Source organism: Bacteroides sp. HPS0048 (assembly GCF_964240755.1).
Lineage (GTDB): Bacteria > Bacteroidota > Bacteroidia > Bacteroidales > Bacteroidaceae > Bacteroides > Bacteroides nordii.
The window spans coordinates 36,804-55,728 of record NZ_CAXSVC010000035.1; the positions used below are offsets into that span (position 1 = coordinate 36,804).

General features: G+C 42.1%; 12 protein-coding genes. 6 read left to right on the forward strand and 6 right to left on the reverse strand.

What is annotated here, in order from left to right:
* Nucleotides 1-16 precede the first annotated feature (16 nt).
* From ACESQI_RS20160 to ACESQI_RS20185, 6 genes are all read right to left on the reverse strand, one after another.
* Nucleotides 17-1,441, reverse strand: coding sequence for a glycoside hydrolase family 28 protein (locus ACESQI_RS20160; RefSeq protein ID WP_196039443.1), 1,425 nt, complete (start codon nucleotides 1,439-1,441; stop codon nucleotides 17-19).
* 96 nt (nucleotides 1,442-1,537) lie between these two features.
* Entirely contained in the window at nucleotides 1,538-3,067 is a 1,530-nt protein-coding gene (locus ACESQI_RS20165) for a glycoside hydrolase family 28 protein (RefSeq protein WP_195660565.1), read from the reverse strand.
* Nucleotides 3,068-3,112: 45 nt separating this feature from the next.
* Complete coding sequence (locus tag ACESQI_RS20170; RefSeq protein WP_373126933.1) at nucleotides 3,113-6,154, reverse strand: endo-1,4-beta-xylanase; 3,042 nt, start codon at nucleotides 6,152-6,154, stop codon at nucleotides 3,113-3,115.
* 305 nt (nucleotides 6,155-6,459) lie between these two features.
* On the reverse strand, nucleotides 6,460-8,292 hold the full coding sequence (locus ACESQI_RS20175; RefSeq protein ID WP_373126935.1) for a silent information regulator protein Sir2: 1,833 nt from the start codon (nucleotides 8,290-8,292) through the stop codon (nucleotides 6,460-6,462).
* On the reverse strand, nucleotides 8,285-11,038 hold the full coding sequence (locus ACESQI_RS20180; RefSeq protein ID WP_373126937.1) for a glycosyl hydrolase: 2,754 nt from the start codon (nucleotides 11,036-11,038) through the stop codon (nucleotides 8,285-8,287). The genes ACESQI_RS20175 and ACESQI_RS20180 overlap by 8 nt, the downstream gene beginning before the upstream one ends.
* Before the next feature lie 86 nt (nucleotides 11,039-11,124).
* Nucleotides 11,125-13,653: a glycoside hydrolase family 88 protein gene (locus ACESQI_RS20185; protein ID WP_373126939.1), complete on the reverse strand. Its 2,529-nt coding sequence runs from the start codon at nucleotides 13,651-13,653 to the stop codon at nucleotides 11,125-11,127.
* A gap of 224 nt (nucleotides 13,654-13,877) precedes the next feature.
* Here ACESQI_RS20185 and argR point away from each other — a divergent pair, with 224 nt between their 5' ends.
* The 6 genes from argR (at nucleotide 13,878) to ACESQI_RS20215 (ending at nucleotide 18,583) form a co-directional block, all read left to right on the forward strand.
* Nucleotides 13,878-14,351, forward strand: coding sequence for an arginine repressor (gene argR / locus ACESQI_RS20190; protein ID WP_002559040.1), 474 nt, complete (start codon nucleotides 13,878-13,880; stop codon nucleotides 14,349-14,351).
* Between the two features lie 36 nt (nucleotides 14,352-14,387).
* Nucleotides 14,388-14,945 (forward strand): GNAT family N-acetyltransferase, encoded by a 558-nt coding sequence (locus ACESQI_RS20195; RefSeq protein WP_002559039.1) that lies wholly within the window; start codon nucleotides 14,388-14,390, stop codon nucleotides 14,943-14,945.
* A gap of 15 nt (nucleotides 14,946-14,960) precedes the next feature.
* A complete protein-coding gene (locus ACESQI_RS20200) occupies nucleotides 14,961-16,166 on the forward strand; it encodes an argininosuccinate synthase (RefSeq protein ID WP_002559038.1) in 1,206 nt (401 codons plus the stop codon).
* Nucleotides 16,167-16,172: 6 nt separating this feature from the next.
* Complete coding sequence (locus ACESQI_RS20205; protein WP_002559037.1) at nucleotides 16,173-16,385, forward strand: PspC domain-containing protein; 213 nt, start codon at nucleotides 16,173-16,175, stop codon at nucleotides 16,383-16,385.
* Complete coding sequence (argC, locus tag ACESQI_RS20210) at nucleotides 16,378-17,346, forward strand: N-acetyl-gamma-glutamyl-phosphate reductase (RefSeq protein WP_373126942.1); 969 nt, start codon at nucleotides 16,378-16,380, stop codon at nucleotides 17,344-17,346. The genes ACESQI_RS20205 and argC overlap by 8 nt, the downstream gene beginning before the upstream one ends.
* A 115-nt stretch (nucleotides 17,347-17,461) precedes the next feature.
* On the forward strand, nucleotides 17,462-18,583 hold the full coding sequence (locus ACESQI_RS20215; RefSeq protein WP_373126945.1) for an aspartate aminotransferase family protein: 1,122 nt from the start codon (nucleotides 17,462-17,464) through the stop codon (nucleotides 18,581-18,583).
* Nucleotides 18,584-18,925 lie beyond the last annotated feature (342 nt).

Sequence of the window (18,925 nt, forward strand, 5' to 3'; positions counted from 1 at the left end):
TCTGTATTATACGTGTTTATTTTGTGATATCTACATTCTTGTTATGTTCAAGTTTCAGTTTACTTTTAGCATTTACAGAAAAGTTATTCATCTTCCAGTCTTTTGCCCATGAAATGGTTCCTGCGTTCTCTCCACTGAAATGTACATTATCAAAGTCAAATCCATCAATTGTACTATTCTCTATACCAGACACCTTGATACAGGTTTGTGCGTTAGTGGCAGTAACATTCATAAAATGTACATTACGGAATTTGGGAGTTCCTTGTTTAGGATCTACCGGAGTCAACATCTTAATCCAGTGTGTCGGAACATTTTTTTCATCGTAACCTTCAGGCAACTTTGAAGTACTGTAAGCCGGATGCCAGTTTAAATCAACCACAAACGGATCGCGTACTCCAATCATTTCAATGTTACAGAGATAGATATCCTCTATTACACCACCACGCTGACAAGTACTCTTGAAACGTAATCCGTATTTTGTGCCCATACCTGTCATATTATAAGCCACAATATTGTTGATACCACCCGAAGTTTCGCTGCCACAAGTAAACAATCCGTCTCCATGTCCGGCAATGCAATCACGAATCACGACGTAACGGCAAGGACGATTCACCCGGAGACCATCACTGTCACGGCCTGCTTTCAGACAAAAATTATCATCATTGCAATTGATATTCGAGTTTTGTACCAATATATATTCTGAAGAGTCGATGTCTATGCCATCTGTACTGGGACCACGACCTTCAATATTATTACTAATAATAATTCCGTCAACAGTAACATATTTACTATATAAAATGTGTAAACTCCAGAAACCCGGCTGATAAAGCACTATGTTTTCTACTGTTACATTCTCACATTCGGCGATAAGAATACCTCGCGGACGTTCACAATCATAGTCAACAATCCAGCGTAACCCTTTCGGATCGTATTCTTTCCGCATCGAACGATACTTATCCCAGAAAACTTTGCCGCGACCGTTAATTACTCCATCACCGGAAATCGCGGCATTCTTCTTACCTATTATATTGACCAATGCCGAAGGCCAGTTCATTTCTACACCGGCCACCCGGGTATCTATTTTCTTATAATCATCAATGTCCTGCGAACCGATAAGCGTAGTTCCTTTAGGGATATTAAAATTGACATTATTACCTACAAAGAGAGCACCGGTCAGATAAATTCCCGGACTAAAAGTAACAATACCTCCTCCTGCCTGCTCAGCAGCGTCAATTGCTTTCTGAATAGCAGTGGTATTCATTTCCAATGCATCTCCTTTGGCACCGTAATCGGTTACATTATAAACGGTTTGTTGTACAGGAAAAGTCTTAGCGCCAACCTCCTTCATCCAAGGGAAATCGGGGATATTAGCAGTTTGTGCTGTAACGTTGAAACTTATAACAGACAGAAATACTCCTATCAGGCAAGTCAGGTTCTTCATGGTATACATTCAATTATTGTGAGTAATACTTTTAATGATACAAAAATAGGGGATTCCTCCCCTATTTGTGCTGCACGTTTTGATATAAAGGGTATCTTATTTGACAATTTGGCTCACTCCTTCACAAAAGCGGATAATGAACTTTTCACCTTCTTTATTATGTATTGTCACATTCTTCAAAGTAATATTGCGACTATAAATAAATTCGGCTCCTATCTGAGAAGTAATATCCAGATTCTCAAGCGTTATACCATCAATTGGCATCTCTGGTATACCATTAAAAAACAGCGCCCGGCGTGCATTGGAACATACCAGATTCGAAATATGAATATTACGAAAACAAGGAGTAGTATCGTCTACCGGCAACGGGTCAACTTTAGCAGGAATCTTCTCACCACTCTCTAATACTTCAACAGCAGACTTACCTCCATAGTAAAGATTGAAAGTCACAGGTTCCGTCGGAATATCCATCATAGAAACGTTACGTATCCAGATATTCTCAACAACTCCCCCGCGTCCCCGCTTACTCTTGAAACGCAGTCCGACATCCGTCCCCAAAAACTGACAGTTACTAACGGAAACATTACGTACTCCACCACTCATCTCGCTGCCTACAACAAAACCGCCATGTCCTTTGAATACCGTACAGCCATCTACTACAACGTTCTCACAAGGACGGGCACGACGACGTCCGTCTTCATCCTTTCCACTTTTCAAGCAGATACCATCATCTCCTACATCAAATGTAGAATTCACAATCAGTGCATTTTTACAGGATTCCAAATCAAGCCCGTCGCCATTCTGAGCATAACTCGGGTTACGTACCTGTATATCCTCTATCAAAACATTCTCACACATCAGAGGGTGTAGGTTCCATGCCGGAGAATTTTGAAAGATCACCCCTTGGAACCAGACGTTTTTACACTCTATCAGACTTACCATCACCGGACGCAGGAAATGACGTACGCTCTGCCACTCTTCCTCCGTCTTTAAATTCTGAGGTACATTCATATTGCTGATAGTATCTCCTTTAAGTGTTTGCGGATATGGAAACCAATAAGTAGGACGTTTATAAACTCCTCCCCGGGCAATGGTTTGTTTCCAGACACTTTCTGTCACTTTCTCACGTTTCAAAGGACGCCAATAATGACCGTTTCCATCTATTGCTCCTTGTCCGGTAATAGCTACATTAGTCAGATTACGTCCCGAAATAGGCGACTGGCAACGGCGAGTGTCTAATCCTTCAAACACAGTTTCTACCAACGGATAAAGTTCAACATCCGGAGAGAAGAGAATCACAGCCCCTTTCTCAATATGAAGATTAATATTACTTTTCAGAACAATAGGACCGGTCAGCCAAATACCTGCCGGAACAATCAAGTACCCACCTCCACGAGCCGATAATGCTTCAATAGCCTTTGCAAAAGCATCAGTACAAAGTTCCACCCCATTACCGACAGCACCAAAATCCGGCAGAAACACCTTCAGACTAGGAAACTGGGGTGCTTCTACTTTTGGCATTGTAAAGGGAAGTTTTTGGTATATTTCTTCATATTTATAAGTTTGTGCCCAGGACGGCAATACCGTCCATGCACAAAGAAACCAAACAATTAAAATTCTCTTCATTCGACTTTATTTATAATTCATAGGATTCACGTTAATTATGGTATGCTATTTATACGTTTTGATAGTTTCTATACTACCATCATCATAAAATCTCCTTTCGATCCTAAAACCTGTAGGAGAGGTCGTTTCTTGTCCCATTACATTATAATAAACAGTGCGTAACAACCTTGCCGATGACTTACCATCTGTCTTTGGGCTTTCAAGACCTGTGGACAGTTGTTCCACTGCCTTTCGCAGTTGCGCATGTACATTATAATAAGCAGGCTTTGCTTGCAATTCATGGTTGAATAAAAGTGGTGCGTTCTTTCTCCAAGAGTGGTTATCCGAAATACCCCAAACCAACATCGAGGAACAATTTTCATTTCTTAAAAATATTCTTGTAATTGCACCATATTCTTTCGCTTGTCTCTCGAGTGCATCCTCCGCTGTAGGATCAGCAAGGGCAATATCCAACTCTGTAATGATACACTTGAGCCCAAGATTGTCATAACGGCGGATATTCTTCTCCAATTTCATGGTATCAAGTTCACCTGTAGTGAAGTGGCACTGCAAACCACATCCTTCGATGGCCAAACCTGATTCTTTCAGGCGCTTAACAAGGTTGTAATAAGCTTCCGTCTTTGTTTTTCCTACCATCTCTGCCCCATACTCGTTGATATACAACTTAGCATCGGGATCAGCCTGATGTGCCCAAACGAAAGCTGAGTCAATAAACTCTTCACCGATATAAGTAGCCCAGATAGAGGGACGAAGTTTATAGGCTGTAGGATCAGAACGAACAATCGACTGGTCATCATCGAGTACCTCGTTGCATACGTCCCATTCCGTAATCTTACCTTTATATCTGCCAACAACATTGAATATATGATTTTTCAAGATATCCAAAAGTTGACGTTTGGAGAAATTGTTATTATTCTTCTTTCCATCCGAACTTACCCACGATGGAACCTGCTGATGCCATGCCAAGGTATGACCACGTACCACCTGCTCGTATCTGTCTGAAAGCCATAGAATGGCATCAGAACCTCCGTAATTGAATTCACCTTGGTTAGGTTCAGTGGCATCAAATTTCATCTCATTTTCACCAACAATCATATTGAATTCCTCCCCCACAAGACCAATCTCACCGTTAGTCTGGCTGAAATCATATCGATAACTGGCAGCTGCCACACCAATATTTTTTCCTAATTTCTCAGCATAGAAACGAAGTGAGGTAGTCATATCCATATCCTCAACCCAGTCGTCATCAGGATAAACAGTCTCCCCATCATCTGGTTCGTCATCGTCCTCCTGATCACCTTGACCACTATAGGCGAGCGATGTCACTTTGGCCACTACGCAGAAACGACCGTCTTCTGCTTCTCGTTCATCCACTACCCATGTATAAGACTTGGGATAACGGATGTCGAAATCCCAACTATCCACATCCTCCTTCATAGCTGAAAGCAAGACAATCTCATCACCCACATGCAGTTCGGCATCTTCTGTCAACGCTATCTTCAAACGAGGCTGCTTATCAGAGGTTTCAAAGTCTTCAGTTATCGTACTAAAGACAAGTGTACCTTTGATGTCAATCGCCGAAAAGTTTTTCGCATCTTTAATATATGCAATAATATTGGCTTCGGGATGCAAAGTTACTTTCACTGCCAACGCTGCTTTAGTATAGTCCGCAAAAGTGAGTGTACCCAACGCTTGGTCAAGTGTGAACGGGTCTCCCCCCGTCAATGTGCCATACACCTCTGTAGCGGCAGCAATATTCCCATTTCCACAGAGTGTAGCCCTATGATATACCATCACAGTACTACTATTACCAGTCGCACCCGATAAATTCTTTTGTAAAGCCACTCCTTTGTCATTTGCAACTATGATACCACCTTGAAGAACGCACAATCCTCCGTTGATATCGTTCTCGTTGCCTGTCAGATAATAATTACCAATACCTTCCTTGAGGATGCCCACTTTGTTACCCGATGCTTGAGGGGCAATCAGACTGCCCAACACGCCATCAGTACCTTTGCCTCCAATGACATAATAAGAATTGGCTGTACCTTTTTTATAATACCCTCCCAACCAAGAGTTTTTACTACTGTGGATTTCACCGATACGGACGCCACGCGTACCAGACTCCAATGCCAACATCGTACCGTCTCTCATGATGAGAGTCTTGTCGGCAAGAAGATTATTGCAATTCGATGCAGCCAGATTATCGGGTTGAAAAGTACCACTACTCATAACCAGCCCATAAAATCCACAACTGCTATTCACATCTTTATAAGGATAGAGTTCGATACTTCCTTTAAAACCACTCCAATCCGGCGTAGTGGTTCCTTTACTGGCAGAGGTTCCCAAATACGAACGTTCACCTCCAGCATGTATTTTGAGCGTGCCTTCACCTGCCAACTTACCCGTCCATTCCGAATAGCGTGAGGTTAGCACATTGGCAATTTGTCCCGCAGAGATATAGATATTGTCAGAAATATTCCTATAGGAAGAAGCTGTGTTGTCCACACAATAATCGAAGGTACCATTATCTTCCACAGACACAAAATCATCATAGGTCCCAACCAATTGTATATCATCAATGTAAAAATCCGAATTGGCGTGATGGATGCCCAAGCGAAGTTTGTCGGAGACATTGTCAGGAGACAATCCCTTCATCGTATAAGTTTTCACTTGCCATTCGTTGTTATTACCCTGTTGGGGATAGCCTTCGTCACGATATACTTCCGTGTCACCTATAAAAGCTGCAAACTGCTTCCAATTGTCGATGTCGGTGGCACTGCGATACAAGCGATAACGTATGGAACCATAACGATCCGTTAATTCGTTGCCACGCAATGTACTGTTGATTATAAACTCAGGATGGCATCCCCAATCTTTCAACACGATATGGAGAACTTTGTTATCAGGGTTTGTTGGATCAGCTTCTACTATGGCAGTCGAAGTGATAGATCCACCGTTACTCTGCCATAGTTTCCATTCCGTTCCAATGGGATAATTCTCGAAATCGCACACTGTAAGGGGAGTGGCAACAGATACTACAGCCATTGTAGCTGTAAGCAAAAAAGCACAAATTTTCTTTTTCATCCTTAAATAATATATCGTTAAAAATTTGATTTACCATATAGGTTGATTCATGCAGTACATGCTACTGAAGCATCTATTTTATAAATTTTGTTCAGTATTATTTTAAAGTTATCATCGAGGACCTTTTACATTTCCAAGAAGAAGGATAGCGCACTATCTGACAAATAAAAACAGAAAAATGGCCCAAAAATAAACTCTAAATAAATCGAGAAATACTTTTAAGAGGAAGATTAAAACAGACTCTCAACTTCGTGGTATATTCCTTCAAAGCATCACTGCAAATATTCTTAGTTTATGTGACTCAATTATTCTCCAAGAAAATAAGAGGTTACCGGTGCCTGCGGATATCCCATACTGCGATGAGCCACATAGCTACGATAGATGGGATCCTGCATAAGCGTAATACGACGATCCTTTGCCGGAATAACAGTATGGTAAATGCGTAACTCTCCCGGAAGTGCAGTAATTAGCTCTTCACGCCAATCTCCTTCCATATCAGCCATCATCAGAATATCTCCCTCAATACCTTTGGTCAGGTCTTCGCCTTTCCACTTCCAGATACTCTGTTTCTTACCATTGGAAGAAGAGCCTGCTCCCCAACGATTATCATCGCCACGAAAGGTTTCACGAAGCAGATCGGCATCCCACCAAATCCAATTACGACAACCCGGAACCTCTTCACGGGTTACATTCAGTTTCTTTCCGCCTGAAGTCAACAAATACTTATCAGTACTCCCTCCTTTGCGGTCTTCACTGGCAAAGCACTCTAAACCGGGATATTCCGGATCAAAATCGGCTACCATACCATCACCTACGTGATAAGTTGTATGCCCAATGTCCCATATTAATTCTCCGGTACGGGCACTCACAACAGATACCCCACGTCCATCTTCTTTTTTGGGTTCACTTACCATGAATACCTGTAATCCTTCCATATCCGGATGTAATTTACACAAATAGGCCTTATCGCTATGTCCCAATCCCGATGACCAGAGTAAAGTCCCATTATCATCAAGCATACAAGAACCCAGCAGTATCTCATCACGCCCATCACCGTCTACATCTCCCGTCACCATACTATGAGCTCCCATACTACGCACAACCGGATTTTCTTCGTCTCCATCCCAACGCCACATACGTTGTAGCTTACCTTCTTTTAATTGCCAGGCGTCTACCACCATCAACTTATAAGTACCACGGGCAGCGAGTATACAAGGTGTTTTCCCATCCAGATAAGCCACTCCCATCTGGTTGCGGTTCTGTCGGATCAGATTGCCATAACGATCATTCCGTTCGGGCCAGTCCACACGATCAATCTCTTTACCGGTCATTCCGTCCAGCACAGACAGATATTCACTACCACCACAAACACGTCCTTTCTCATTTTTTACAAAATCAGAACCGGCTGTTTTTATAGCAATTTCAGCTTTACCATCCCCATTAAAATCATAAACGATAAAAGGAGAATACCAGATACCAGGCTCAATACCAGGGCCCATATCATAGGTCCAAAGCCAGGTACCATCATTCAGATAGGCAGATATCTTATACGTTTTTCCGGTAGTATCTCCCGGCATACCCGGATCTACATTGGTTTCAGGTGTACGGATAATGTAATCATAAGCACCATCGCCATTCAAATCGGCTAAAGCTACTTTACCAGCCTTCGCATTATCTTTCAGCCGGATAGAAGTATAATTAGTACATTTCCCGGCTTCAATCTCTACTCTTTCGGATGCAACAGGTGTAAGCCCTTTTACCAGGGGAACTACCCAATAAACCGCCTTTTCCTGTACAGGAGCATTATCAATAAAGTCGCAGGTTTGCATCACAGGTTTATTAGTGAGACGGCGTTTCTTGCCATTTACTTCCCGATAAACATGAAAGGCGGTAGCAGGAGTATCTGTATTCAATAACCGCCAACTAAGGTAAACTCCTTTCCCGTCTCGGGAAGGAGCGGCATAAAGTCCGCGATTCAAATGTTCCGTAATCCGCTCTTTAGCAAAACCCTCAACCAGTGGTTTGGGCTCATGCCGCGGATCAAGTATCTCATACATATATTGCCGCTCGCGAGGGTCCTGTGCATAAACAGCAACTACAGCAGACAAAAAAAGTATCAAAGCAAAATATTTATTCATAATAGAAAGTTCCTTTCTTCATTGGAATTACTTTTACCGGGCCAATCAATCCACTTGACACAGGTTCCCAGTTTCCATATCCCGTTTTTTTATAATCCAGGCTTACAATATTGGCATCTTTAAAAATACGCCAGGGTATTTCTCTCCGATCCATATCCGCAATGCGATTGGCAGGTAAGTTAGTTACTTCTACCTCCAGTATATTTTCACCGAGACGAAGATATTTACCTACCAGGCAACGATAAGGAACTGACCACAATGTGGCAACGTCCTTTCCATTAATACGAACACGAGCGCTCTCACGCACATCACCCAAATCGAGTCTCCATTCAGGAATAGAAAGATCGTTCAGGTTAAATTTAAATGAATAAGAGGCTGTTCCCATTGTATTCTTTACTTCTGCTACCGGAAGTTCAGTCCATGAGCCCAGCGTTACCGAATCAGGAGCAGCCGAAACAGCCGGAATACTTTCTACGAAACGAAAGCCCCATTTACCCGTCAAAGTCAATCCATCGGCTTTTGGCTCGTAATATCCCCATGCAGAAGCCTGTACATCGGCATTCGTAAACGTTTTCAGCAATATTGATTCCCCAGATGCTACCTGCAAATACACCTCTGTACGTCCATCCTTCTGACGCAAAAGAGCTTTTCCACTCTCTCCGTTCACAGGATTATAGATCAGGGCAGATGTAGCCTGAACTCCCAAAGGTATCCATCCTTCCGTATCTTCTCCTTTCAGGGCAGAAATAAAATAATGATATCCATCTTCGTTTGTACGACGGATACAACTCAAACCATAAGCTGTTTTCATCCTTTCGGGTTGTACACCTGTTTCCGCCAATGTGTAGTCATAATCCGTTCCAAACAAAATACGCCCTTTACGTAATTTGTCTTTTTGTGCCATCAATTTCTTAAAAGCAGCACGACGTTCATTCAACCGGTCATATCCTGGAACATCTTCCGGATATTGCTCCAGAAATACAATAGTAGCTCCCTCATCTGCCAACCGGAATAATTTGGCAAGTACATCATCCGGCATCAGTCTCGCGCCCGGAATGAGTAACGCCTGATACACGGTACCTCCGGAGGTAACTAATTTCCCACCCATACAAGTAAGACTGCGTATGAAATTATCGGAAATATAATCCAAATCATAACCTGCATTATAAATACGATGAACTGCATCGATAAAACGGGGCGCACGCTTTGCCATTTTATGAATATCAAACATCAAGAGACGTCCGTCCTGCTCCTGCCACATATCATATACAGGCAGATATACCAGAAAATCATTATCAGATTTCCCCATCTGCAGAAAGCTCTGACAACGGGTTATATAATCAAAAAATGCCGGAGCATCCCGCCAGATATTATTTGTAGGGCTCATATCAACGGAAGCATAGAACTTCCATCCCGGCCATACAGCCTCAACAGGCGAATAAGTGGTCCCATGAAAATAGGTGTGATTTACCCCTGAGATAAACATCAGATCAATATCGGGCTTACACTGAGAAAGCGACGTACGAAAATGTTCCGTCAGCCAGGTGAATGTTTCAGACGAAGTAAATGGTTTACCGGCAATATGAGCAGCCGAAGAAGCATATTTCAGCATCGACAAGTCTGAATCGTTAGGACGTGTTAATGAATCACGGCGTAAACCACGGATTCCAAAATCAGAAATACCGAAACCCTCGCATTCGGGAACATCTACAGTAGTATACAGATCTATCAGATTACCAGGTGAGCCATGTGCTTGATTACGTGTTTTGGAGCCATGTGAATGCGCCCATTCTGTCCATTGTCGGGTAAAGTTCTCTAAAAGTAATTCGGCAATCGTCTCCCGGTAGTCGGAAATAATCCGGGAAACCATATCCGTACGTTTATCCGACAAAAATTCCGGAAGATGTTCTTCCAGTTTATATCCGCGGCGTGTGGCAAATTCGTCAAAAAGATTTTCAGTCCAATCTGCCTTATAGACTTCGTAAGAATCATTGAAGAAGTTATGCGGATAAGGTGCTCCTGATGCTTCAAAGGCACGTTCAAAACGATTCAGATAATTTTTCACAGCCCGGCCGGACAAATGATCCATCACGTATCCCTCTCCTCCGGGAGCAGCGCGCTTCACTTTCTGGAATGTCTTTCCGCAAAAGGCAGCTATCAATTGCCAGTTTCCTTTGGGAGCTTTCCATTGCAAAATACCGTCTTTCACTTTAGACGTCAGGTTTATGCATTTCCCTTTATCAGAAAAAGCCATCAAACGGCTTAGCTTAGCATAGGCACGTTGCTTCTCGTCAGCAACTTCTATTTTCTCTTTCAGTTGTTCACCACCCTGCAATGTATATTCCGATACGAAAAGCTTGCAGGCAGCGTCTTCTATGGTTACCTCCGGGCCTCCGAAAGGCCACCCGGTACCGGTATTCATATCAATCTGCATACCCAGGCGATTCGCTTCACCCTCAGTATATTGCAGCATCTCCATCCAATGAGAAGAAAGAAATGGAATATCATTTTCATCATTTCCTTTTACTCCATAGATAGGAGTTATCTCCATCGTTCCCATTCCCGCTTTCGCATAAGCATTCAGATTATGAGTCAGATTTTCTTTATCTACGGCGCTTCCCATCCACCACCAACGGGCAGCAGGTTTCGATTCAGTGGTTATCTCCGGCCAACTTATTGTTTGTGCCGCTGCAAAAGGGCACAATAACCAAGCCAGTAACACTATTCTTATTTTTTTATCCATCATCCTAAGTAATACATTACAATTAAATGATTATTTAGCGGTATTATTTATACTAATTTTAAATCAGTACTCATCATTATTTTTATCACCTACTCTCCCAGTTCGATACATCCCATGATAAAAGGACCCGTAGCTTTGGCATCGTTATCACGCATTTTCTCACCGATATAATATTCAAAACTACCATCCCGGTACGGATGTCCTCCCAGACCACCTACCTGACAACAACGCGTCAACGTAAGTGTACCATCAGGATTCTCAATAAGCAGTTTGTCTTTCAATCCCTTAAAAGCTTTCTCCGCTACCTCTCTGTATTTCGCATCAATATATCCTTTATTTACCGCTTTTGCATAAGCATACATACACTGTGAAGTTACAGATGCTTCCGGAAAGTTGCCTTCACGCTTTGGCTGATCAATCACCTGGTACCATAAGCCGGCCTTATCCTGGTATTTAGGAAGTGTATCGGCAAGCCCTTGTATCCAGCTTATCATATCGGCACGTCCGGGATGATTCTCCGGAATATAGTCCAGAGCATCCACCAAAGCCATAAACCACCAGCCGATACTGCGCCCCCAGAAGTTAGGTGAATGTCCCGTTTCCGGATCTGCCCAACGCTGGCTTTTACTCTCGTCCCAAGCATGATGATACAAACCCGTTTTAGCATCATAAGTATGCTTGTGACAAAGTGTAAATTGTTTCACTGCCTCATCTATCCACATCGGTTGATTGAACTCCGCCCCATATTGTGCCAGAAAAGGTGAAGCCATATACAAACCATCCAACCATATTTGGTGCTGATAAATCAATTTATGCCAATATGCACCCTCCAGTGTACGAGGATGGTTCTTCAACTGTTTTATTAAAAGGTCCATTGCCATTTTATACTTTTCCTTACCTGTCTCACGATAAAGATCAAATAGCACTTTACCCGAATTAATGTAATCAAGATTATAAGTAGACACATCATACAGATGGATTTGCCCTGTTTCATTTATCAGCGAATCCGCCCATGCCTCTACATAATCAAAATAACGCTTCTCACCTGTCTGTTTCCACATCCTTAGCATAGCGCAACAACCTACTCCTTGTGCATAGCCAAAAAACAAACGCTTTCCATGATCCAGTTGATAAGCCTTCGGAAACCGGCGCATCTCAGAATCAGCAAACCAGCGGGCATACGTATCCGGAGCAAAATGATCCGTACGGAAAGGTATGGCCGGGAAACCGGCTTTATTATAAAGATTCACACGGAAAAAGTTTCCGTAACCATAACGCACGGCTGTAGGCTGAGGAACCTCAGGAGCATAGAGTTCTACCTTATTGCCCTGGATCATTGCCGTTGCCGGATAAAAACGAGCATCTGGACCTGAAATAAAGAAACCTTTTACAGGAGTATCATCAGGGGTCTGCAATCCACTTTCTGCATAATCAAAAGTAAGTGTAACTTTTCCCCCTTTCACTTTCATATTCTTATAAAGCGGACCGGAATAAGCCCCCTTTTTACCATATTGTTTAGCCAAAGCCCAAGCTGCCAGACGTTCCCCTGTCACCTTTTTATTACGCGGATGAATATCGGTAGAATCAGCAGCATCTGTAATTACCGCCATACCCACATTGCGCAAACCACTCTGCCAGGTATTCAATTGTGCTTCACGAATGCCAGCAGGTTGTTTATAATGTGGAGCAATCTGCACAAAATAGAAAGGCATATCGGCCTGTCCCCATTCCTTACGCCAACTATTGATAAGGTTTGTAAATACCTCCTGATACTTTTCATAACGAATGGAATTAGATTCTCCCTGATACCAGATATTCCCTTTTATTGTATAACCCAGAATCGGAGCAATCATACCATTCCACAAGGTAGCCGGTACTTTACATTTATCTTTTTCACGTTTCACGTTTTGCACAGCAAAATCTTCCAGAACATCAGAATATAATGGGTTATTTTTCATAACCTCCATCTTCGTCCATGACTCAGCATGTGTACCTCCCCAGGTAGACTGGATCAACCCAACCGGAATTTGTAATTCTTTATAAAGTTTACGCCCGAATGTGAATCCAACAGCCGAGAAATCTTTTAAATTCTCCGGATTACAAATCACCCACTGCCCTACACAATCCTCTTTTTCATCCTCAGGCGCAAGTTGGTGCTCTACATGAAAAAGTCGAATAGAAGGATAATCAGCATCTTTCATCTCTTCCGCTTCATTTATCATCCCCGTTTTCCATTTAACTTTAGGATCACGTGCCACCGGAAACTCCATATTAGACTGTCCCGTACAAAGCCATACTTCACCTATTAATATATTATGTATGATAATCGTGTTTTCTCCTTTTACAATCAGTGTCTGATTATCCATCACCCCAGGAGTTTTCAACTGTAGCTTCCAATGTCCGTCAGCAGATGTCTGCACCGCATAATTTCTTTTATCCCAAGAAGGAGAAACAGTCACCTGTTCACCCGGACGGGCTTTTCCCCAGATATTCACCTGAGTTTTTTGTTGCAACACCATGTTGTCTGAGAAAATAGAAGGAAGCGTTACTTTACCTTGTACCGGAAACGAAACAACATATAAGAATAGAAGTATAAAGTACCAAAACTGCTTTTTCATGTGCTTTTGATAGTTTAAGAAAATTAATAGATTTATTGATGATGCAAAAATAGGCAGAATCATCCAAAGCATTGATCTGTTTTTTGACTGTAATCTTAACCTTTTTGTCGTTTCAGGTTCAAAATACACTTTCATGTATAAAAAGAATAAAAAAGTTTGGTTTTATGCATCAAATCTCCAAAATATTGCATACTTTTGCACCATTCTTAGAATAATTATACAAGATGAAAAAGAAAGCAAACCGATTAGATGCTATTAAAATGATTATCTCGAGCAAAGAGGTAGGGTCACAGGAAGAACTTCTGCAAGCACTTGCTGCTGAAGGTTTCGAACTGACTCAGGCTACTCTTTCTCGCGACCTGAAACAATTGAAGGTAGCCAAAGCAGCCAGCATGAATGGTAAATATGTGTATGTATTGCCCAATGACATCATGTATAAACGCGTGGGTGACCAAAGTGCCACTGAGATGTTGATGAACAATGGTTTTATATCCCTACAGTTTTCTGGTAATATTGCTGTTATCAAAACACGTCCCGGATATGCCAGCAGTATGGCTTATGACATTGATAACCGTGAGTTCGGAGATATTTTAGGTACCATTGCAGGAGATGATACTATCATGTTAGTACTGCGTGAAGGGGCTGAACCTAAAATGGTACGAAACTTCTTGTCGCTCATCTTCCCGAATATACAATAATCATATAACAATATACTCGACACACGAATTAAAGAAATGGAGACTCAAAAAATAGATGTGATGGTAGCCGACGCCTCACATGAGGTTTACGTTGACACTATTTTGGAGACAATTAAAAACGCAGCGAAAGTGCGCGGAACAGGGATTGCAGAACGTACACATGAATATGTTGCTACCAAAATGAAGGAAGGCAAAGCTATTATCGCCCTTGAAGGAGAAAAATTTGCAGGCTTTACTTATATTGAGTCATGGGGTAACAAACAATATGTAGCAACGTCAGGACTTATTGTACATCCCGACTACCGTGGATTGGGACTGGCAAAACGTATCAAACAAGCCTCTTTCAAACTGGCTCGCTTACGTTGGCCATGGGCTAAGATATTCAGTTTGACCAGCGGTGCTGCTGTAATGAAAATGAATACAGAACTTGGTTATGTACCTGTAACATTCAATGAGCTGACTGATGATGAATCATTTTGGCGCGGTTGCGAAGGTTGTATCAATCATGACATACTAGTGGCAAAAAACCGTAAGTTCTGCATCTGTACAGCTATGCTTTACGACCCCGAAAAACATAAAGAAGATATTATATAAATAAGGAGATATATCATGGAACAGAAAAAGAAAGTGGTAGTTGCATTCAGTGGAGGATTGGATACCTCATATACTGTAATGTACCTGGCCAAAGAAAAAGGCTATGAAGTATATGCAGCATGTGCCAATACAGGAGGTTTCAGCGACGAACAACTGAAACAGAATGAAGAAAACGCCTATAAGTTGGGAGCTGTGAAATATGTTACACTCGACGTAACACAAGAGTACTACGAAAAGAGCTTGAAATACATGATATTCGGAAATGTATTGCGTAATGGTACTTATCCCATCTCTGTCAGTTCAGAGCGTATTTTCCAGGCACTTGCCATTGCACGTTATGCAAATGAAATCGGTGCGGATGCCATCGCTCATGGTTCTACCGGAGCCGGAAACGACCAGATTCGTTTTGACATGACTTTCCTGGTACTTGCACCGGGTGTGGAAATCATTACACTAACCCGTGATATGGCATTGAGCCGTCAGGAAGAGATTGACTATCTGAACAAAAATGGTTTCAGTGCCGACTTTACAAAACTCAAATACTCTTATAACGTAGGTTTATGGGGAACTTCCATCTGCGGCGGTGAGATACTGGATTCCGCAAAAGGATTGCCCGAAACTGCTTATCTGAAGCAAGTTGAAAAAGAAGGTAGCGAACAGTTACGCCTTGAATTCAAACAAGGAGAACTTCATGCCGTAAACGGAGAAGTATTTGAAGATAAGATTGCCGCTATTCAGAAAGTGGAAGAAATTGGTGCCGCTTATGGTATTGGACGTGATATGCACGTTGGCGACACAATCATCGGCATTAAAGGCCGTGTTGGTTTTGAAGCTGCCGCTCCCATGCTGATCATCGGTGCTCATCGTTTCCTTGAAAAATATACATTGAGCAAATGGCAACAATACTGGAAAGACCAGGTAGCCAACTGGTATGGCATGTTCCTTCATGAAAGCCAGTATCTGGAACCTGTGATGAGAGACATTGAAGCTATGCTACAGGAATCACAACGCAATGTGAACGGTACGGCTATCCTTGAACTCCGTCCGCTCTCTTTCTCTACCATCGGAGTAGAATCTGAAGATGATCTTGTAAAAACAAAGTTTGGTGAGTACGGTGAAATGCAAAAAGGCTGGACAGCCGAAGATGCAAAAGGTTTCATAAAAGTAACTTCCACCCCACTACGCGTTTATTACGCAAACCATAAGGACGAAGAGATTTAGTCCCCGATGAGTAACGAACGTAAACTGACACGCTCACGTAGTGATAGAATGCTTGCAGGTGTTTGCGGCGGGTTGGCCCAATTCTTCGGATTGGATGCCTCTCTCGTACGCATCGCCTATGCTATACTAACAATATTCACCGCATTTGCCGGTGTCCCTGTATATATTTTAATGTGGATTATCATTCCCGAAGAAAAAAACAGATATTCAAATGATTAAAGTAGGAATAATAGGCGGAGCCGGATATACCGCAGGTGAATTAATACGCTTGCTTCTGAATCATCCTGAAGCCGAAATTGTATTCATTAATAGTAGTAGCAATGCCGGAAATAAAGTAACCGACGTACACGAAGGACTTTACGGAGAGTGCGATCTGACTTTTACAGACGAACTTCCATTGGATGACATTGATGTACTTTTCTTTTGCACCGCTCATGGCGATACAAAGAAATTTATAGAGAGCCACAACCTCCCGGAAGAGCTGAAAATCATCGATCTCTCTATGGATTATCGCATTGCTTCTCCGGATCATGACTTTATCTACGGACTGCCCGAACTGAATCGGCGCGCCACTTGTTCTGCCAAGCATGTAGCCAACCCCGGCTGTTTCGCAACTTGCATTCAGTTAGGGCTGCTTCCACTTGCCAAACATTTGATGCTGAATGATGACATCATGGTGAATGCCATAACCGGAAGCACAGGAGCCGGAGTAAAACCCGGTGCAACCAGCCATTTCAGTTGGCGCAATAACAATCTGAGCGTATACAAAGCTTTCAATCATCAGCATGTGCCTGAAATCAAACAGTCACTGAAGCAACTGCAAAACAGCTTCGAGGCAGAGATAGATTTCATCCCTTACCGGGGAGATTTTCCACGCGGCATCTTCACTACAATTGTCGTAAAAACAAAAGTTGCTCTGGAAGAGATCGTACGCATGTATGAGGAGTATTATGCCAAAGACTCTTTTGTGCATATCGTAGAAAAGAATATCGATTTGAAGCAGGTTGTCAACACCAACAAGTGTCTGATACACCTGGAGAAACACGGTGATAAGTTACTCATCATCTCCTGTATCGACAACTTACTGAAAGGTGCCAGCGGACAAGCTGTCCACAACATGAATCTAATGTTCAATCTGGAAGAAACAGTAGGTCTCCGGCTAAAACCATCGGCCTTTTAGATTGACGATTGGACGATTTACAATTAGACGATTGGGGTTACTTCAATTGTAAATCGTAAATCAATAAAAGTAACTTCAATCGTAAATTGTAAATCGTAAAATTGTAAATATCATGATGAATTTATTCGATGTATATCCTCTTTTCGATATAAATATAGTCAAAGGAAAAGGCTGCCATGTATGGGACGAAAACGGAACAGAATATCTCGACCTTTATGGGGGGCATGCCGTTATTTCCATCGGGCATGCTCATCCGCACTATGTTGAAATGATTAGCAATCAGGTTGCAAAACTTGGCTTCTATTCAAACTCAGTGATCAACAAGCTACAACAAGAAGTAGCAGCACGTTTGGGAAAGATTTCAGGTTATGATGATTATTCGCTTTTCCTTATTAATAGTGGAGCAGAAGCGAATGAGAATGCTCTTAAACTGGCTTCATTTCACAATGGAAGAACAAAAGTAATCTCTTTCAGCAAAGCTTTTCACGGACGTACTTCATTAGCAGTAGAAGCTACGGACAATCCAAAAATCATTGCTCCAATCAATGCCAATGAACATGTAACCTATCTCCCATTGAATGATACGGAAGCAATGAAAGCCGAACTGGCTAAAGGTGACGTTTGTGCCGTTATTATCGAAGGTATCCAGGGAGTAGGCGGAATCAAGCTACCTACTACAGAATTCATGCAGAAACTTCGCAAAGCATGTACCGAGAATGGTACGATACTTATTCTGGATGAAATTCAAAGTGGTTACGGACGTAGCGGTAAATTCTTTGCTCATCAATATACAGGTATCAAACCCGATATCATTACTGTAGCCAAAGGTATTGCCAATGGTTTTCCTATGGCAGGAGTACTTATCAGCCCGATGTTTACACCGGTTTACGGTATGTTAGGTACCACTTTCGGAGGTAACCACCTTGCTTGTGCCGCTGCACTTGCCGTATTGGATGTTATAGAACAGGAACAACTGATAGAAAATGCTGCTACAGTAGGTACTTATCTGATAGAAGAGTTAAAGAAGTTCCCGCAAATTAAAGAAGTACGCGGTGAAGGATTAATGATTGGTATGGAATTTGAAACTCCGATCAAAGAACTACGTACAAAATTGCTGAAAGAACAAAAAGTATTCACTGGGGTAAGTGGTACAAATGTTATTCGCCTCCTGCCACCTCTCTGCCTCAGTATGGAAGAAGCAACAGAGTTTCTGAACCGATTAAAGAAGATACTTTAGTACTTTATTACTAACGTACCCCAAAAGCACTTTTAGAAAAATAGTTTCTTACGATATCAAAACAATTATTAAGCCGTATTGATTTTTTCGATACGGCTTAATAATTTTAACCGCCCAAAGTCCCGCCATCCTTTTTAATTACAAAGCAACACATTCCTTTCTCTTTCGTTTTATTTCTTTTGTCACATCTTATAAACATCAACAAGTTTCTCTACGATGATCACTTCGTTTCTCGTAGAGTTTCGACCCGATCTCCGTAGAGAAACGACCCGTTCCTCGTATACTCTATTAAAACCAAATGTTTCCGCAGAATATTGCTTTAATAAATGTTAACTACGAAAG

Excerpts from the sequence above, each read along its gene's own strand:
- argR (WP_002559040.1), top strand. The coding sequence starts at position 13,878 with ATGAAAAAGAAAGCAAACCGATTAGATGCTATTAAAATGATTATCTCG.
- ACESQI_RS20195 (WP_002559039.1), top strand. The coding sequence starts at position 14,388 with ATGGAGACTCAAAAAATAGATGTGATGGTAGCCGACGCCTCACATGAG.
- ACESQI_RS20165 (WP_195660565.1), bottom strand. The coding sequence starts at position 3,067 with ATGAAGAGAATTTTAATTGTTTGGTTTCTTTGTGCATGGACGGTATTG.
- ACESQI_RS20160 (WP_196039443.1), bottom strand. The coding sequence starts at position 1,441 with ATGAAGAACCTGACTTGCCTGATAGGAGTATTTCTGTCTGTTATAAGT.
- ACESQI_RS20205 (WP_002559037.1), top strand. The coding sequence starts at position 16,173 with ATGAGTAACGAACGTAAACTGACACGCTCACGTAGTGATAGAATGCTT.
- ACESQI_RS20185 (WP_373126939.1), bottom strand. The coding sequence starts at position 13,653 with ATGAAAAAGCAGTTTTGGTACTTTATACTTCTATTCTTATATGTTGTT.
- argC (WP_373126942.1), top strand. The coding sequence starts at position 16,378 with ATGATTAAAGTAGGAATAATAGGCGGAGCCGGATATACCGCAGGTGAA.
- ACESQI_RS20200 (WP_002559038.1), top strand. The coding sequence starts at position 14,961 with ATGGAACAGAAAAAGAAAGTGGTAGTTGCATTCAGTGGAGGATTGGAT.
- ACESQI_RS20170 (WP_373126933.1), bottom strand. The coding sequence starts at position 6,154 with ATGAAAAAGAAAATTTGTGCTTTTTTGCTTACAGCTACAATGGCTGTA.
- ACESQI_RS20175 (WP_373126935.1), bottom strand. The coding sequence starts at position 8,292 with ATGAATAAATATTTTGCTTTGATACTTTTTTTGTCTGCTGTAGTTGCT.
- ACESQI_RS20215 (WP_373126945.1), top strand. The coding sequence starts at position 17,462 with ATGAATTTATTCGATGTATATCCTCTTTTCGATATAAATATAGTCAAA.
- ACESQI_RS20180 (WP_373126937.1), bottom strand. The coding sequence starts at position 11,038 with ATGATGGATAAAAAAATAAGAATAGTGTTACTGGCTTGGTTATTGTGC.